The sequence below is a fragment of the Phenylobacterium sp. genome (genome assembly GCF_030680185.1).
Taxonomy (GTDB): Bacteria; Pseudomonadota; Alphaproteobacteria; order Caulobacterales; family Caulobacteraceae; genus Phenylobacterium.
Genome location: NZ_JAUXVZ010000065.1, coordinates 1 through 16,864, shown reverse-complemented (window position 1 = coordinate 16,864; position 16,864 = coordinate 1). Strand labels below are relative to the sequence as shown.

The window sequence follows — 16,864 nt, the reverse complement described above, 5'->3', positions numbered from 1 at the left end:
CGCAAGACATGAACTAATGAAAATCCGTCATCAACTCACGTCAACAACACATCACTAGATGTAAAAAAACCAAGCAGATCGTCGATTTTTGTATTCGCGGTCGCATTATCTAAGTCGGACTACGAATTTGCATTCATCATCAGTGAATTAGGTGACTTCTTCTGCGGGGGCGAGATGTCCGCTTTACAGTCTAGAATGCAAATTTCAAACCGGATCGCGCCTTGGGAGGTCTTATCCTTCCGACCTGCCTTGCGGGCCTTCTTTCGAAACAAGGTTCAGGAAGACGAGATCGACGACCTCGTCCAGGAAGTCCTGATCCGCATGCATGGTCGCGACGCCAGCGGCATCGACAATCTTGAGCACTATGTGATCCGCGCCGCCCGGAACGTGCTGCGCGACCGCTACCGCCGCGATCAGGTCCGCCGGCGCCAGGACCACTGCGAGCTGCTTGAGCACGACCACCCACCCGACGACATGTCGCCCGAACGGATCCTGCGGGCGCGGGAACAGCTTGCGACGACGCTCCAGGCCATGGACGAATTACCCGAGCGCAGCCGCACCATCTTGGTTCTTCTGAGATGGGAGGGCATGTCCTACAGTGAAGTGGCAGAGCTTCTCGACATCTCCGTCAGCGCCGTCCAGAAGCACGTCACCCGTTCGATGCGCCACCTGATGGCCCGGGTCCTGGAGAGGCATGAATCGCAAGCCGACATCGAGCCCAGCGGCGAACGCGGCGTCCTTGACCGCCGCCGCCGAATGGCTTGTTCGTCTGCAGTCAACTGACACCTCGGCCGAGACCCGCCAGGCCGCCGAACGCTGGGCCGCGGCTTCGCCGGAAAACGCCCACGCCTGGGCGCAGGTCAACGCGCTCTGGTCCGATCTCGGCGACGCCGCCCAAGATCCCCGGGTGATCGCCATGCGCATCCGAGCCCGGGCCGACGCCGAGGCTCGGCGCAAGCATACGCCGCCCTCAACTTAAGCAAGCCGCCTCGCCCGCTGGCGCCCGCACGGGACCCGCGGCCATCCCGGCGAAGATCGATCCCGTTTTCCCCGCCCAGGTGGCGAACTCGGCCCAGGCTGCGTCTGACCCTGTATGGGCTGCGCACGGCGCGCAGGCGGTAAAACTGGGGTTGTGGCGATGCGTGGGAAACTTGCGACGGCCGTCCTTGGGGCGGCTTTCCTTCTTTCAGGCCTAGGGGCGGAAGCACAGACGGCGCCGAGGGTCTCGCCGCCCAGCGCGGTGTTCGGCTTCGATATCGGGGACGATTACAAGCTCGCCAACTACACGCAGCTGGAGACCTACTGGAAGCGTCTGGCCGGAGAGTCCGACCGGATGAAGCTGACCACCATCGGCAAGACCGCCGAGGGCCGCGACCAGCTGATGGCGATCGTCTCGGCGCCCGAGAACCTCGCCCGCCTGGACCACTACAAGGATATTTCCCGACGCCTGGCCAAGGCTGAAGGCCTCACCGAAGACCAGGCCAAGGCCTTGGCCGCGGAAGGCAAGGCCGTGATCTGGATCGACGGCGGCCTGCACTCCACGGAAACCGTTGGCGCGCAGCAGCTGACCCTGACGCTCTACGACATGCTCAGCAAGGACGACGCCGAGACCCGGCGCTTCCTGCAGGAGACCATCATCCTGTTCGTGCCCGCCAATCCTGACGGCATGGAGCTGGTGTCCGACTGGTATATGCGCAAGGCCGATCCCGCCCAGCGCAGCTTCAACGACATTCCGCGGCTCTATCAGAAGTATGTCGGCCACGACAACAACCGCGACTTCCTGATGTCGAACCAACCCGAGAACATCAACATCAACCGTGTTCTCTATCGCGAGTGGTTCCCGCAGATCGTCTTCAATCACCACCAGGCGGGCCCGCCCGGCATGGTGGTGTTCATCCCGCCCTTCCGCGACCCCTATAACTACAACCTCGAACCCATGGTCATCACCGGCCTGGACGGCGTCGGCGCGGCCATGCACGAGCGTCTGATCCGCGAGGGCAAGCCGGGCTCTGGCCGCCGCAGCGTCGCGACCTACTCCAACTGGACCAACGCGACCCTGCGATCGACGGCGCTCTTCCACAACGCCATCGGCATCCTGACGGAGATTACCGGCTCGCCGACGCCGATGACCATCGACCTGCTGCCCAAGGAGCAGATCGCCCGCAACGACCTGCCCTTCCCCATCGCGCCCCAGGAGTGGCGCTTCCACCAGCCCATCGCCTATTCGGTCAGCATGAACCGGGCGGCCCTCGACTATGCCGCCCGCAACCGGGAAAACCTGCTCTTCGGCATTTACCGCATGGGCCGGAACGGCATCGAGAAGGGCCAGAAGGACTCCTGGACCATCACGCCCAAGGACATCGCCAAGCTGGAGGCCGCCGTCGCGGCCGCCCCGCCCTTCACGCCCACGACCGGCGACACCTGGCGGCGATCCCAGGCGGTCGACCCCGCCCTGTTCTCCGTGCTGCGCGCGCCGGAAGACCGCGATCCCCGCGGCTACATCATCCCCGCCGACCAGGCTGACCTGCCTACGGCCGTCGCCTTCGTGAATGTGATGATCAAGGGCGGGGTCGATGTCGATCGCGCCACCCGCGCCTTCACCATCGGCGGCAAGACCTATCCCGCCGGCTCCTTCGTGGTGAAGACCGGCCAGGCCTATCGCTCCACCGTGCTCGACCTCTTCGAGCCGCAGAACCATCCCGATGACTTCCCCTATCCGGGCGGTCCGCCGACCCCGCCCTATGACGTGGCCGGCTACACCCTGGCCTACCAGATGGGCGTCGATTTCGACCGCGTCCTCGACGGCTTCGAAGCGCCGGTGGAGCGGATCGCCGACGTCATCGCCCCGCCGCCCGGCCGCATTCTGGGTGAAGGCGCCGGCGGCTATCTGATCAGCCGCGAGACCAACAACGCCTTCATCATTCAGAACCGCCTGCTGGCGGCCGGCAAACAGGTCTTCTGGCTGAGCTCCGAAGTGCGGCACGGGGGCAAGACCTTCGCGCCCGGCGCCTTCTGGGTCCCGGCCGGCGACGGGGTGCGCGAGCTGATTGAGACGGCCGCCCGCGACACCGGCGTCAACGTCTATGCCGCCGCGGCCCAGCCCGCCTCCCCCACCTTGCCGATCAGCCCCGTGCGGATCGCCCTGGTGGACACCTATGGCGGCGTCATGCCGTCAGGCTGGATCCGCTGGATCTTCGAGCAGTTCGAGTTCCCCTATGAGGTGGTCTATCCCCAGGGCCTGGACGCCGGAAACCTCAACGCCAAGTACGACGTCATCGTCTTCGCCAACGACGTGATCCCGTCCGATCCGCGTCGCGAGCGGGGCCAGCCGGACGCGGCCTCCATCCCGGCCGAATTCCGCGGCTGGCTCGGCAAGATCACCACCGAGACCACCGTGCCCCAGCTGGACCGTTTCGTCCGCCAAGGGGGCGCGCTGATCGCCATCGGCAGCTCGACCCGTCTGGCGCAGGACTTGGGCCTTCCGGTGCAGGACGCCCTGGTCAACGCCCAGGGCGAACACCTGCCGCGGACGGCGTTCTTCGTCCCCGGCGCCATCATGACCAATGTGGTCGATGTCAGCGATCCCCTCGCCTACGGCCTGCCCGAGGAGGTGAAGGTCTATTACTACAACAGCCCGGCCTTCAAGGTGGCCCCGGGCGCTCAGGGCGTCCGCACGGTGGCCAGCTTTCCCGGCCCCGACACCATGATCAGCGGCTGGGCGCTGGGCCAGGCCAGCCTCGACGGCGCAAGCTCGATCGTCGAAGCCGACCTCGGCCGCGGCAAGGTGTTCCTGATGGGTCCGGAAGTGACCCAGCGGGCGCAGTCCCACGGAACCTACAAGTTCCTGTTCAACGGCCTGTTCTACGGACCGGCCGCGGCGGCCCAGGGTGGCGCAAGCCCCGCCGGGGCTGGCCGGTGAGGCAGGGCGAGGTTCGCCCTCGCCTGCGCCTGGCTCTGGCGGCCGGGATCTGCCTTCTGGCGGTCCCGGCCGTTGCGGCGTCTCAAGCGACCGCCCCCGCGGGACTGCAGTACCAATCCCCCGATGGACGTTTCCAGATCCGGCCCAAGGCACGCCTCTTTCTCGATGGCGTGTCGACGTCCGGATCGGACGATCCCGCCCGCAATGTCAGCGACCACGACATGCGCACCCTCTATTTCGGGGTCGAAGGCGCAATCGACCGGGTGGCCTTCATCCTGGTGGCGGACTTCGCCGGCGATGAGCCGGCCCTGCGCAGCGCCTATCTGTCCTGGACCGAACCCACGCCGGTGGGCGAGGTGGAGATCACCCTGGGCAATCGCCTGACCGAGCGTGGCCTGGAAGGCTCGAGCTCATCGGAAGGCCTGCCCTTCATCGAACGCAATGTGGTCGCCGGGGCCCTCGCCCCCCAGAAGGGACTCTATGGCATGGGTCTGACGGCGAAGCTGTTCGCCGAGACCTGGCACCTGGCCGGACAGGTGGCCGGCGACGACGTCAACCGTCCCGAGCTGACGGAAGGCGCTGTGACCACCACGGTCCGGGGACACTGGAATCCCGTGAGCGTCTCGGATGGCGTGCTGCACCTCGGCGCGTGGGGCTATCAGGAGGACTTCACCGCGGACCTGACCCGGCTGTCGCGCAACACCAACTGGGTCAGCCCGGTTAATGACCGCATCCAGGTGGCCCTGGGCACCCTCGCAGATCCCAGGCGCGCCCGGGGACTGGGCGGCGAGATCGGCGCGGTGCGCGGACCGACCTGGGCCTTTCTCGAGTTTGGCGAGCGGCGGATCGAAACCGCCACCCTAGCCGCCGATGTTCAGGCCTGGACGCTCTCGGCAGGCTGGATCCTCACCGGCGAGCCGGCCACCTACAACCCCCGGGCCGGAACCTTCGTGCGTCGACCACCCGCCGCGCCCCTCTCCCGCGGCGGTCTGGGGAGCCTGGAGGTCACCTGTCGGGTTCAACGGCTGGACAATAGCGACGCCCCCTTCGGCGGGACCGGCGAGGACATGGCCGTGGGCCTGAACTGGCGCATGGAGTCCTGGGCGCGGCTGATGGTCAATGCGAGCCACTGGCAGGTTGAGAGCCGCGCGCCGGCCGGGCCGCGCCGGGACGCCGGAGACGCCATCCTGGCGCGGCTGCAGATCGCCTTCTAGCCAGCCGCTCGGCCGCCCCGAGCTCAGGCCTGGGTCGTCGTCACCGCCGTCACTGCCACGCAGGCTGCGCCAATGCGGGCGCAGGCCTCCACCAGGGTCTCGGCCTTGGCGGCGAAGGACAGCCGCAGATAGCCCGAAACTCCGAACACCGTGCCCGGCACCGTCGCCACCCCTGCGCTCTCAAGCAGATAGGTGGAGATGTCGATGTCCGAGGCCAGCATGTCGCCCTTCATGGTTCGCGCGCCGATCAGACCGCGGACGGAGGGGAAGGCGTAGAAGGCGCCATCCGGCGTCGGGCAGGTCATGCCCGAAACATCATTGAGCAGGGAGACCAGCAGGTCCCGCCGGCTGCGGAAGGCCGAGCGCATGGAGTCCACCGAGGCGCGGGGGCCGGTCAGGGCCGCCAGGGCGGCGGCCTGGCTGATCGAACTGGGCGCCGACGTCGTCTGGCTCTGCACCACGCTCATGGCCGCAATCAGCGCCGAAGGTCCCGCCCCCCAGCCGATCCGCCAGCCGGTCATCGCATAGGCCTTGGACGCCCCGTTCACCGCCAGGGCCCGTTCGGCGAGATCCGGGTGGCTGACCAGCAGCGGCCGGGCCCGGCGGCCATATACCAGGTCCTCATAGATGTCGTCGCACATCAGCCAGACCTGGGGATGGCGGCGCAGGACGTCGGCGACAGCGGCCAACTCCTCGTCGGTGGCCGCCACGCCCGTGGGGTTATTGGGCGTGTTGAGGATGAGCCACCGGGTCCGAGGCGTGATCGCCGCCTCGATCGCCCGGGCGTCGAGGCGCCAGCCGCTGCGCGGATCGTGGCGGCCGGGCGCAGCCACTGGCTCCCCGCCCTTCAGGCGCACCATGTCGAGATATGAGGTCCAATAGGGCGCCGGCAGGATGACCTCGTCGCCGTCCTCCAGGGTGGCCTCGAGCGCGTGACTGATCACCTGCTTGGCGCCCGCGCACGCGATGATCGACTGGTCGGCCAGGTTCATGCCGCGGTCGATCATGCGCTCGGCGATGGCCGCCAGAAGCTCGGGCGCGCCGTTGAGGGCCGTGTACTTGGTCTGGCCGCGGTCGATCGCCGCCTTGGCCGCCGCCTTGATGTCGTCGGGCGTGTCAAAGTCGGGCTCGCCGACGGTGAGGTCGATGATGTCGCGACCGGCGGCGCGCAGGTCGCGGGCGCGCTGGGACAAGGTCAGGATCGGGGAAACCTTGATGCTCTTCAGGCGCTTGGCCACGCGAAGGGACGAGGGACTCAAAGACGTACGCTCCACTGTTCGGATAGGCATGAGGTGGACCTGGGCGCCTCGACGCAGGACCGGACCCGCGCCGAGGATATCTCCCGCCCTGGTTAGCGGCCCGCGCTCGCCGGCCCGTAGTAGAGGCCGTTGAAAAGGAACTTGTAGGTGCCTTGGGACTGGCCCAGCTGGGTCACTTCCGGGCCCATCAGGAACACCTTGCCCGCGCCCAGAGGCGCTTCGACGATGGAGGCGGCGCCTTCCAGGTGCTGCTGCCCCCAGGCCCAGCCGCTGCGCAGGCTTTCGGCGCTGTCGAACCAGGCGACCGGCGTGGCGCCGCCGCCAGCCTTGAGCGCCGGGCTGTTGTAGTAATAGACGCTGACCTCCTCGGGCAGGCCGAAGGCCAGGGGCTTTGTGTTGTCGACCTTGTTGGCCATGACCGAGCCCGGCACGAAGAACTGCGAGCGCTGCAGGTGATGGCCCTCGGCGGTCACCAGGGCGTCGGTGACCGGCAGGCCGAGGTCTCCGGCCAGTTGCGTCGCGCTGCCGATGGCCACGATCGTGCCGCCGGCCTTCACGAATTCCGCCAGGCGGGGCACGGTCTTGTCCTCGCTCACAAGACCGAGCTTGTCGCGCCATTCGGCCGGAATAGCCTCTGGCGTCGGCTGACCCCGCCGCGGGCGGCCCGGGGCCGGGGGCTCGAGCACCGTCTCGTCGGAGAAGACCAGGACGTCGTACTTGGCCTTGAGGTCCCCGGCGTCGAGCTGCTGCGGGAACACCACCTCGAAGGGGAATTCGTAGGTTTCGAACAGCCAGCGGTTCCAGCCCGACTGCATGACGCCGCCATAGAGATCGACCAGGCCGATCCGGATGGGCTTCATGGGCAGGGCCGGCGCATCTGGCTTCTGGGCCGCCGCATAGGCGTCGAGGCCGGCGTCACGCAGGGCGCCCTCCAGGGTCGCGCGCACGCCTGGCGCCTCTGGGATCCACAGGGCGCCGGGTGCGAACCGTTCGCCGCCCGCCTCGACCGCCTGGGTCAGCCACTCCACCGAATGACCGGCCTTCAGCAGGCGGTTCTGCACCAGGAAGGCGTTGTTCGCCTCATGGCTCACCAGATAGCCGGCGCGTCCCGTGCCGACCACGCGCCCGGGCGGCGGCGTCAGCACGTCGGGGATGCGGGTGGTTGGCGCCTCGAAGCCGTCGAGAACGCGGTCGAACTCCACCCCCATCTGGTAGGCGAGCGTGTAGCCCGTGACATTGTGCGGCGGGATCGGGTCGGCGCCGGGATAGGGAATGTTGTCGGGGTGAAACTGCGCCTCGAACATGTCCATGACCTGGGCGCGATAGGGTTGGGCGGTCTTCACCACGAAGGAGCCGGCGGGATAGGACTTGCCCGCCACCGTGAAGCTCTCGGTCGCCCGGTCCACCTGCAGGCCGCTCTTGATCAGGGCGTTCATGAAGATGACCACCGAGGGGAAGTCCGGCTGGTCGGCGCTCAGGATGTAGCCCCGCGGATCGCGAGTCTCGGGATGGCGGATCACCTGGTCGAACAGGGAAGGATCGATGGCGTCGGGGGCGAAGCCCATGCCCCAGCGCGGCACGCCCTGGCGATAGCCGCCACCTTCGGCCGCCGCCTCCAGCTCAGCGATGCGGCGGGGATTGATCGTCCAGTGGTCCTTCTGACCCAGGGCGATGTTCTGCTTGCCCATCAGATAGATGGAATAGAGCAGGTGCTCCCGGTTGCTGGCGGCGTAGTCCAGCAGACCGCGGTTCAGGCTGACCGAATAGTCGATGCCGTCCTGGAAGGTGAAGGTCCGGGGCGGGATCGGCGTCATATTGTCGTTGGTCGGCAATTGCTGACGCGGCACCAGTTCGAGCTGGGCGGGATTCGGCGCGCCGATGATCTCGGTGATCACGCCGATCGAATTGTGGAACAGGGCGTTGGAGCGCAGGGTCGTGCCGGCCCAGTTGGTGTAGGGCGCATATTCCCGGCGCACGCCGCCGGGCTTCCCCTCGGCGATCAGCCGGTCGAGCATCCGGGCGCCCACCGAGTCCAGGCCGGTCAGGGCCAGGGGGTTGAGGTTGTAGTTGTAGGGATTGCGGTGCGGCGGGATGAACACGACCGTCCCGGGCGGGCCTGACTGGTGGTGATTGTAGACAATCTGCGGGAACCACTCGCGGTACAGGACGCGGTTGATGTTCACCGTCTCCTTCATGTTCGACATGAAGAAGTCGCGGTTGTTGTCGTGGCCCACATACCAGTTGTAGAGCCGCGGCAGGCTCTCGTACTCGCGATCCTCCGGCGTCTGGTTGCGCATGTACCAGTCGGCGACCAGTTCGTTGCCGTCGGGATTGGCGTGCACAAAGAGGATGATGCAGTCGTCGAGGATGCGAAGGGTTTCGGCGTCCTGGCCGCTGACGATCTCGTACAGGGTCTGGGTGAGTTGCTGGGTCGACACCTGCTCGGTGGAGTGCAGACCCCCATCGATCCACACCACCGCCTTGCCCTCCGCGGCCAAGGCGCGCGCCTGGGCGTCGGTCAGATCTCCGACCTGGCTGAGCTGGCGAGCGATATCCTGGTAGCGGTCGAGGTTCGCCAGATTCTCCGGCGAGGAGACGATGGCCATCAACTGGTCGCGGCCCTCGGTCGTTTCGCCCATCGAGACGATGCGCATACGGTCAGACTGCCCGGCCAGGGTCCGCCAATAGGCGACCATCTGGCTGTAGTTGGCCAGGTGATAGTTGTCGCCGATGCCGAAGCCATAGGCCGCCTTGGGCGTAGTGACCGGCAGGCGGGCCGGCGTGGCCGCCACAGCGCCCGAGGTCTGACCGAGCGCCGGAAACGCCAGGCTCTGGGCGATAAGCGCCAGGCCGATGGCGGTGGCGACGAAGTGCTGCTGACGCATGAGACGATCCTGAACCCTGGCGAGGCTTCCAGGCCTCCCAAGGGAAGACGCAGCGCAGGAAAAAACGTCACCGCATCTCTGACGGTCGACGAGAAAAAGTGCGGCGGCGGGGAGAAGGCCGGGCCGGTCAGATCACAAGGCGTCTAGCCGAGACGTGCCCCGGCGGACGTCAGTCCTCGACCACCCGATAGGCTTCGACCCGTCCGGGCCGAGCAAATCCATGACGCCGGGCCGGTCGAGACCGTCCAGCCGGCCCGAGGCCACCAGATCCGGCGCCATCTGCGCCCGTTCACGGGTGGACAGATCCGCATCCCGCCACGCCGGCGCCTCAAAGGTGGTCCTCTGGCAGGCGACGAGGGCCAGCACGCACATCAGGACCATCCCCAACAATGCGCCGCGCGCACGGAGGCGACGGGCGATGGAGTTGGTCGCAACATTAGCCGCGCACTGGCGATCCCCCCATGCGACGAGATACGTCATCCCGAATTGTCCTCGTTCTCGCGACAGCATCCAATCCCTCGCTTTATGACCGCAGCACTGGAACATCGGGAGGACCCGACGCCCGGCGGCGGCTCATAGTATCGACCACCACTCCATAGGCCGCTTCCATGGTTCGTCTTCCCCCACCGTCCTCCTGGTCCGCCGCCCTTATCGCCGCCTTCGTCGGCTTCGGCGGCACGATCGCGCTGGTGGTGCAGGCCTTGCGCGCCATGGGGGCGACGGTCGACCAGACAGGGTCGGCGGTGACGGCCCTGTGCCTCGGCATCGCGATCGCCGGCGCGGCCCTGTCGATCCGCTACAGGATGCCGGTGGTGCTGGCCTGGTCCACCCCCGGCGCAGCGCTGCTGGCCGCCACCACCGCGGGCCTCTCATGGCCGGTGGCCATCGCCCTCTTCGGGGCGGCCGCCCTGATGATGATCGTGGTGGGCGTCACGCCGGCGCTCGGCCGCCTGATCGCGCGCATCCCGGCCCCGATCGCCTCGGCCATGCTGGCCGGCGTCCTCCTGCCCTTCTGCCTGACCCTGTTCCGGTTGAGCGCGACAGACCCAGTCCTGATCGCAGCCCTTCTCGTCATCTTCCTGGCCGCTCGGCGTCGCCTTCCCCGCTTTGCGCTGATCTTCGTCCTCGTTGCGGCGGTCGGCTTCACCCTCGTTCGGGGGGATATGGCGCCGCTGGCGACCGGCCGCACCTTCGGGACCCTTCTGCCGACCCTGCCCGCGCCGGATCTGGCCGCCGTCGTCAGTCTCGCCCTGCCGCTGTTCATGGTGACCCTGGTTTCTCAGAACCTTCCGGGTCTGGTGGTCCTCCAATCCGCAGGCTACCGCCCGCCCGCCGGCGCCCTCATCACGACCACCGGCGTCGCCAGCCTTATCGGCGCCCCGTTCGGCGCACATGGCGTCAACCTTGCGGCCATCACCGCCGCCATCTGCACCGGCCCGGACGCCCATCCTGATCCCGGCCAGAGATGGCAGGTGGGGGTTCTCTACGCCGGCTTCTATCTCGCCCTGGCCGGCTTCGCCCCGACCCTGGTCCGCTTCTTTCTCGCCCTGCCTCCGGAGGTGATCGCGTCCGTGACGGGGCTCGCGCTCATCCCGGCCCTCATCGGCGCGGTGGAGAATATGATGGCCGACAGCCACGACCGCGACCCCGCGATCGTCACCTTCCTGGCCACCGGGTCGGGATTGGTCCTGTGGGGCCTGGGATCGGCCTTCTGGGGCCTCGTCGCGGGCTTCGTGGCCTTGGGTCTGAAACGGATTCTGGAAAGGCCGGCGCCACGGCAGGCGGGCTGAAGATGGCTCCCCCGAGCCGACGCCAGCACCCTGCCTTGCGGGACCTGCGGCCGGCTGTCGGCCAGCTGTCACACGCCGCTGCTAGAGCCCGCGAATGGGATCGGTGACGAGGCAGCGGGCCGTCTGGCTCGCAGAGCGGATTTTTCCGCATGAGCCGGCCCTGCGCGCCTGGCTTTCGCGTCGTCCGCCGGTCGGACTGGAACTCGACGACATTGTCCAGGAGACCTACGCCATCCTGGCCGGGCTTGAAGCTGTGGACCACATCCGCACGCCCCGCACCTATATGTTCGAGGTCGCCAAGTCGGTCATTCTCCAAAACCTGCGCCGTTCGCAGGTGGTCACGTTCGAGGCCCTGGCCGAGTTCGACAGCCTGCAGACTCCCTCGGACGAGCCGTCCCCGGAGACGGCGGCCGCCAATCGGCAGGAACTGGGCCGCGTAGCCGCCCTGGTCGCCACCCTGCCCCCTCGGCCGCGAGAGGTGTTCATCCTCCGCAAAATTCATGGCCTGTCGCAAAAGGAGATCGCCGCGCGCCTCAACCTGGCCGAAAGCACCGTCGAGAAACATGTGGGCAAGGCGCTCGCTGTCCTGACGGCGAAAATCGGACGTGGCGGAATTCGGCGCTTGGAGTCATCTAGCCATCGTGAGCCCACCGACCAAGATCCATCTGAACGCCGACCGGGAGAGCGCCGCCGATATTGAGGCGGCCGCCTTCGCCTGGGCTGCGCGCGCCGATCGCGGGCCGCTCTCTGCAGAAGACCAAGGCGCTCTCGACGCCTGGATGGCCGCCGACAGCCGGCGAGCCGGCGCCTATGCCCGCGCCCTGGCCGCCGACGCCTATCTCGACCGCGCCAGAGCGCTCGGGCCTGGCTATCAGCCGGCGCGTCATGCCGCCTCGCCGGTGTGGACGAGACGCCGCCTGCTCGCAGGCGCCGGCGGCGGCGTCGCGGCCTCGCTGGTCGCCGCGCTGGGCGTGACGACACTTTGGGCGCGCGACCGGATCGCCACGCCCAAGGGCGATGTCCGCCGGGTCTCCCTGCCTGAAGGGTCGGCCGTGACCTTGAACACCGACACAGTCGTCCGCCCGGCGTTCGCGAAGGCTGAGCGTCGTATCGATCTTGTGCGCGGCGAGGCGCTGTTCGACGTGGCCCATAACCCGGCGCGGCCGTTCCGGGTGTTCGCCGACGATGTCCGGATCGAGGCGATCGGGACCAGTTTCACCGTCCGCCGTCACGAGAATGGCGATGTCGAGGTGGTGGTTCGCCAGGGCCTGGTCGACGTGCGGCGGGTGGGGTCCGCCGAGGGGGTGCGCCTCGCCGCCGCCACGACGTCGCGCGTGAGCGGGCGTGCGCCCATACGTCCTCAGGTCCTCTCGCCCGAAGCGGTCGACAAGTCGCTGGCCTGGCGGGAAGGCCGGCTGGACCTGACGGGACTGACCCTTGCCGAGGCGGCCGCCGAATTCGCCCGCTACTCCGACTACCAGATCGCGTTCGCAACCGCCGATGTCGGGCGCCTGGAGGTCTCCGGCGTCTACTCGGTCAACGATCCGGAAGGGTTCGCCAAGGCCGCCGCCTTGAGCCTTGGGCTTGAGGCCCGCGCCCTGCCGGCGGGCGTCACCCTCGCGACCCGTACGACGTCATAGAAACTTCACGCTCAGCCCGTGGCGGAAGGCCGAGCTCGCAGCATCTAGGTCTGTAAGGCTGGCGCAGGGCCGGCATACTGGGGGCCAAGACGTGAACTGGAAAAACATGCTGGGCTGCGGCGCCGCCGTAGCCGTGGTGTCGATGGCTGCGCCGGCCATGGCGCAGGTGAGAAGCTTCGACATCCCGGCCCAGGGGGTGGATCAGGCGATCTCGACCTTCGGGCGTCAGTCCGGCCTCCAGATCGTCGCGCCTGGCGGCGTCAGCGACATCCGCAGCCAGGCCGTGCAAGGCCAGATGGACACCCGCGTCGCCCTGCGCCGCCTCATCGCGGGCACGGGGCTGGAGATCGCCTCCGAAAGCGGCGACACCATCGTCCTGCGCCGCGCGGGCCAACCGGCCCCGGCCTTGCCGCCGACCACCCTTCAGGACGTCATCGTCACGGCCCAGAAGCGCGACGAGGCGGCCCAGGACGTGCCCATCGCCCTCACCGCCTTTTCCGCCGCCGCGGTGGAGACCTATCGCCTGGAGAGCCTGCGGGACGTGTCTCGCCTGACCCCTGGCCTGCTGGTCTCGGCGTTCAACCAGAGCAGTCCGACCATCGCGGTTCGCGGCGCCACCAACACCTTCACCCAGATCGGCGCCAACAAGCCCGTGGCCGTGGTCGTCGACGACCTCTTCATTCCCCGCAACAGCGCCGCGACCTTCGAACTCTTCGGGCTGAATTCCATCCAGGTGCTCAAGGGCCCGCAAGGGACCCTGTTCGGGCGCAACGTGACCGGCGGCGCCATCGTGCTGGACACCGGCAAGCCGGCCCTGGGCGACTGGGCCGGCTCGGTTCGCGCCGGGGTGGGCTCCTACGACCTGCGCCAACTGGACGTCTCCATGGACGCGCCCCTGGCGGAGACCGCGGCCCTGAGGTTGGCGGCGTCGGTCAAGACCCGGGACGGCTATGGCGAGGACCGGCTCACCGGCCGTGAGCAGGACGACCTCAACAGCACCAGTCTGAGGGCGCAGCTGCGCCTGGCGCCCACCGACAGCCTCGAAGCCCTCTTCGGCGCGGACTATAGCGAGGATCACAACGGCGGTCGGACGCTGTCGTCGAAGGCGGCGGGGTCGGACGGCGACCGCCGGACGTCGGAGCTCGGCGTGCCCCAGGCTTTCGACCGCAATCAGTGGGGCGCCTCGGCCAGGCTCTACTGGAACCTCCCGGCCGGCCAGGTGACCAGCATCACCGGCTACCGGTGGTCGCAGTCCGGCGAGGACTTTTCCGGAACCGGCGCCAATTTCGCCTTCCTGCCGAGCGGCGCCCAGACCGTAAGCCGCGATGTCGACGAGGTGGGTCTGCTTTCCCAGGAAATCCGCTATGCGAGCCCGAAGTGGGGCTGGGGTGATTTCGTCGCCGGCCTCTATCTCGCCAGGGAGGAGGCCGATCGCCAGCTGCTGGTGCGCAACTTCGCCGCCCGGTCCGGCCTGGTCACCTCAAGCGTCCTGACCGATCAGGCCGTCGAGACCCAGAGCTACGCCGTCTTCGCCGACGGCGTGGTCCGCCTGCCGGCCAATTTCGATCTGACCCTGGGCGCCCGCTACACCCGCGATGAAAAGACCGCCTCGCTTCGCCGCGTGGACGCCGTGAGCCCGGCGGGCGGCTTTCTGGCCTCGGACCTCTCGGCCGAATGGAGCGAGCTGACTCCCCGGGCCGTGCTCGCCTGGTCGCCGAACGCGGACCTGCGCGCCTATGCCAGCGTGACCCGCGGCTATACGGCCGGCGGCTTCAACACCGACGCCGCCACCTTGTCCGCGCTGACCACCCCGTTCGATCCCGAGGTCGTCACCAGCTATGAGCTGGGGGTGAAGAGCCAGTGGCTGCAGGATCGCCTGCGGGTCAACGCCGCGGTGTTCCACATGGACTATGAGGACAAGCAGGAACTGTTCTTCAACAACCTGACGCGGATCCTGACCATCACCAACGCCGGCCAGGCGACCATCAAGGGCGTCGAGATCGAGGTGGCCTATCGCCCCGCCTCGTGGCTAGGCCTGTCGGCGACCTATGGCCACCTCGACACGGTCTACGACGCCTTCGTCATCCCTGGCGGCGCGGTCTATACCGGAAACAGCCTCGGCTCTTCCCCCAAGCACAAGGGATCGCTGGCCGCAGACCTCGACCTGCCCGTGGGCGACGAGGGCTATCTGATCGGGGCCGCCAGCTGGGCGTTCACCGACACCTACAATACCGGCGCGGCGGCCGATCCCAACCTGCAGATCGAAGACTACGCGCTGACCAATCTGATGGTCGGCTACGAGCCGCGGGGCCGGGCCTGGCGCGCCACCGCCTGGGTCAAGAACGCTGGCGACGTGGACTATGTGCTCACTCCGTCGACCCAGGGCGTACTGGCCGAATACCTGGGCGAGCCGCGCACCTGGGGCGTCACCCTGTCGGCGCGCTATTGATGGACCGTCTCTCGCGACGCGCCCTCCTCGCCGCCTCCGCCGCCCTGGCCTGGACCGCGGCGGGCGGACGCGCGCGGGCCGGCGCCAGGGACGAGGTCGGACAGCGCCTCGCGCCCTGGCGGCCAGGCAGCCTGGACATCCACCACATCGCCACCGGGCGGGGGGACTCGACCCTGGTCATCGGGCCGGACGGATCGAGCCTGATGATCGACGCCGGCGCTTCGGGCGGGGCCGCGCCCCCGGCCCTGCCGCCGCGCCCCAGCGACGCCCGGCGGCCCGGGGAATGGATCGCCCGCTACGCCCTGAGGCGGTTGCGCGAGACCGGGGGCGCAGGGATCGACGTCTTCCTGGCCACGCACCAGCATCCCGATCACGTGGGCGACGTGGGGGACGCCACGCCCCTGGCGCCCGGGGGCGGCTATCGCCTGACTGGGGTCTCCGATGTCGACCACCTGGTTCCGATCGGGCGGCTGGTGGATCGCGGCTATCCCGACTACGCGGCGCCCAGCCGGCTTGAGGCCGCCTTCCAGCAGAACTATGAGGCCTTCGTTCAGGCCCGCATCGCCGCAGGACGCCCGGTCGAGCGTTTCCGACCCGGCGCCCTGAACCAGCTTCGCCGCAGGGGCGCCGGGACCCATCCTCAGTTTCAGATCCGCAACCTGGCGGTCAACGGTGAGGTCTGGACGGGAGAGGGCGAGGATGTCCGCCCCCTGTTCCCACCGCTCGCCGACCTGTCGCCGGCCGACATCCCGGAAGAGAACCTGTGGTCAGCCGCCCTGCGGCTCTCCTATGGCGACTTCGACTATTTCGCCGCGGGCGACCTGACCAGCACCACCTTCGAAGGCGCCCTGCCCTGGCGCGATGTCGAGGGCGCAGCCGCAGAGGCCGCCGGGCCGGTCGAGGTCGCCGTCTCGCCGCACCACGGCATGTTCGACGCCACCGGCGCCAGGGCCGTGCGCGCGCTGCAGCCAAAGGCCTGGATCATCTCCAGCTGGCACGCCCTGCATCCCGGCCCGTCGACCCTCAACCGCCTTTTCAACGGCCGCCTCCAGCCGGTCGAGCCCAGGGTTTTTGCGACGGGCCTCGACCCCGCCACCGAGGCCGCAAGCCCCTGGCTCACCCACCGCCTGGCGAGCCGCCAGGGCCATGTGGTGGTCCGTGTGGCCGAAGACGGCGCCAGCTTCACGATCGTCGTCACCGACAACGGCGACGAAAGCGACCGCGTCCTCGCCGTGTTCGGCCCCTACGCCGCCAACTGAGGCGATCCCCTGGGCGGCTATGGTTCCGGAAGACCGGATAAGCCCATCCTGCCGTATGTCCTGAGCGCCGGGGTTGCTCGCTGTTGACCCCGGCATGGCGTGGCCGATTATGCTACAATCCACATAAGTGCATCTTATGTTGATTTTCGCATAAAATAGGAGTATGCCAGAAAACACATAAACGCTGCATATGCCGCTTACGGCATAGCCGGAAAGCCACCATGCCCCTCACGATCGCTCGTTCATCCGGCCAGATTGGTCGCCTGATCCAACGGTTCCGCCTGGAGCAGGGCTTGACCCAGACGCAACTCGCCCAACTGGCCGGCCAACGTCAGGAAATGATCTCAAAGATCGAAACTGGCCAAGGCGGCGTGAAGCTCTCCACTCTGTTCGACGTGCTGGCCGCCTTGGGGCTTGAAATGACCCTTGAGCCGCGCAGCCAGAGCTCG

General features: G+C 68.0%; 13 protein-coding genes. 10 read left to right on the top strand and 3 right to left on the bottom strand.

Annotated features, from left to right (window positions below):
- The first annotated feature begins 195 nt into the window (after positions 1–195).
- From Q8L83_RS17950 to Q8L83_RS17935, 4 genes are all read left to right on the top strand, one after another.
- Positions 196–783, top strand: coding sequence for an RNA polymerase sigma factor (locus tag Q8L83_RS17950; protein WP_305289431.1), 588 nt, complete (start codon positions 196–198; stop codon positions 781–783).
- On the top strand, positions 740–979 hold the full coding sequence (locus Q8L83_RS17945) for a DUF4880 domain-containing protein (RefSeq protein WP_305289429.1): 240 nt from the start codon (positions 740–742) through the stop codon (positions 977–979). The genes Q8L83_RS17950 and Q8L83_RS17945 overlap by 44 nt, the downstream gene beginning before the upstream one ends.
- Positions 980–1,240: 261 nt before the next feature.
- Complete coding sequence (locus Q8L83_RS17940; protein WP_305289427.1) at positions 1,241–3,919, top strand: M14 metallopeptidase family protein; 2,679 nt, start codon at positions 1,241–1,243, stop codon at positions 3,917–3,919.
- A 170-nt stretch (positions 3,920–4,089) separates the two neighbouring features.
- Complete coding sequence (locus Q8L83_RS17935) at positions 4,090–5,133, top strand: OprO/OprP family phosphate-selective porin (RefSeq protein ID WP_305289425.1); 1,044 nt, start codon at positions 4,090–4,092, stop codon at positions 5,131–5,133.
- Between the two features lie 23 nt (positions 5,134–5,156).
- On the opposite strand, the gene Q8L83_RS17930 is transcribed toward Q8L83_RS17935, so the two are convergent.
- The 3 genes from Q8L83_RS17930 to Q8L83_RS17920 form a co-directional block, all read right to left on the bottom strand.
- Positions 5,157–6,392 carry a pyridoxal phosphate-dependent aminotransferase gene (locus Q8L83_RS17930; RefSeq protein WP_305289422.1) on the bottom strand — a complete coding sequence of 412 codons (1,236 nt, stop codon included), beginning with the start codon at positions 6,390–6,392 and terminating at the stop codon, positions 5,157–5,159.
- A 92-nt stretch (positions 6,393–6,484) separates the two neighbouring features.
- On the bottom strand, positions 6,485–9,277 hold the full coding sequence (locus tag Q8L83_RS17925; RefSeq protein WP_305289420.1) for a M14 metallopeptidase family protein: 2,793 nt from the start codon (positions 9,275–9,277) through the stop codon (positions 6,485–6,487).
- A 132-nt stretch (positions 9,278–9,409) separates the two neighbouring features.
- Complete coding sequence (locus Q8L83_RS17920; protein ID WP_305289418.1) at positions 9,410–9,757, bottom strand: hypothetical protein; 348 nt, start codon at positions 9,755–9,757, stop codon at positions 9,410–9,412.
- 128 nt (positions 9,758–9,885) lie between these two features.
- Here Q8L83_RS17920 and Q8L83_RS17915 point away from each other — a divergent pair, with 128 nt between their 5' ends.
- The 6 genes from Q8L83_RS17915 to Q8L83_RS17890 all read left to right on the top strand — a co-directional run.
- On the top strand, positions 9,886–11,067 hold the full coding sequence (locus Q8L83_RS17915; RefSeq protein WP_305289416.1) for a benzoate/H(+) symporter BenE family transporter: 1,182 nt from the start codon (positions 9,886–9,888) through the stop codon (positions 11,065–11,067).
- 94 nt (positions 11,068–11,161) lie between these two features.
- Positions 11,162–11,767 carry an RNA polymerase sigma factor gene (locus Q8L83_RS17910; RefSeq protein WP_305289414.1) on the top strand — a complete coding sequence of 202 codons (606 nt, stop codon included), beginning with the start codon at positions 11,162–11,164 and terminating at the stop codon, positions 11,765–11,767.
- Positions 11,709–12,707: a FecR family protein gene (locus Q8L83_RS17905; protein WP_305289412.1), complete on the top strand. Its 999-nt coding sequence runs from the start codon at positions 11,709–11,711 to the stop codon at positions 12,705–12,707. Before Q8L83_RS17910 ends, Q8L83_RS17905 begins: the two co-directional genes overlap by 59 nt.
- Positions 12,708–12,798: 91 nt before the next feature.
- Positions 12,799–15,156 carry a TonB-dependent receptor gene (locus Q8L83_RS17900; RefSeq protein ID WP_305289410.1) on the top strand — a complete coding sequence of 786 codons (2,358 nt, stop codon included), beginning with the start codon at positions 12,799–12,801 and terminating at the stop codon, positions 15,154–15,156.
- Complete coding sequence (locus Q8L83_RS17895; RefSeq protein ID WP_305289408.1) at positions 15,156–16,415, top strand: ComEC/Rec2 family competence protein; 1,260 nt, start codon at positions 15,156–15,158, stop codon at positions 16,413–16,415. Before Q8L83_RS17900 ends, Q8L83_RS17895 begins: the two co-directional genes overlap by 1 nt.
- 221 nt (positions 16,416–16,636) lie before the next feature.
- A partial coding sequence (locus Q8L83_RS17890) for a helix-turn-helix domain-containing protein (protein WP_305289406.1) occupies positions 16,637–16,864 on the top strand: 228 nt, incomplete at its 3' end.

Excerpts from the sequence above, each read along its gene's own strand:
- Q8L83_RS17950 (WP_305289431.1), top strand. The coding sequence starts at position 196 with ATGCAAATTTCAAACCGGATCGCGCCTTGGGAGGTCTTATCCTTCCGA.
- Q8L83_RS17925 (WP_305289420.1), bottom strand. The coding sequence starts at position 9,277 with ATGCGTCAGCAGCACTTCGTCGCCACCGCCATCGGCCTGGCGCTTATC.
- Q8L83_RS17920 (WP_305289418.1), bottom strand. The coding sequence starts at position 9,757 with ATGACGTATCTCGTCGCATGGGGGGATCGCCAGTGCGCGGCTAATGTT.
- Q8L83_RS17915 (WP_305289416.1), top strand. The coding sequence starts at position 9,886 with ATGGTTCGTCTTCCCCCACCGTCCTCCTGGTCCGCCGCCCTTATCGCC.
- Q8L83_RS17910 (WP_305289414.1), top strand. The coding sequence starts at position 11,162 with ATGGGATCGGTGACGAGGCAGCGGGCCGTCTGGCTCGCAGAGCGGATT.
- Q8L83_RS17895 (WP_305289408.1), top strand. The coding sequence starts at position 15,156 with ATGGACCGTCTCTCGCGACGCGCCCTCCTCGCCGCCTCCGCCGCCCTG.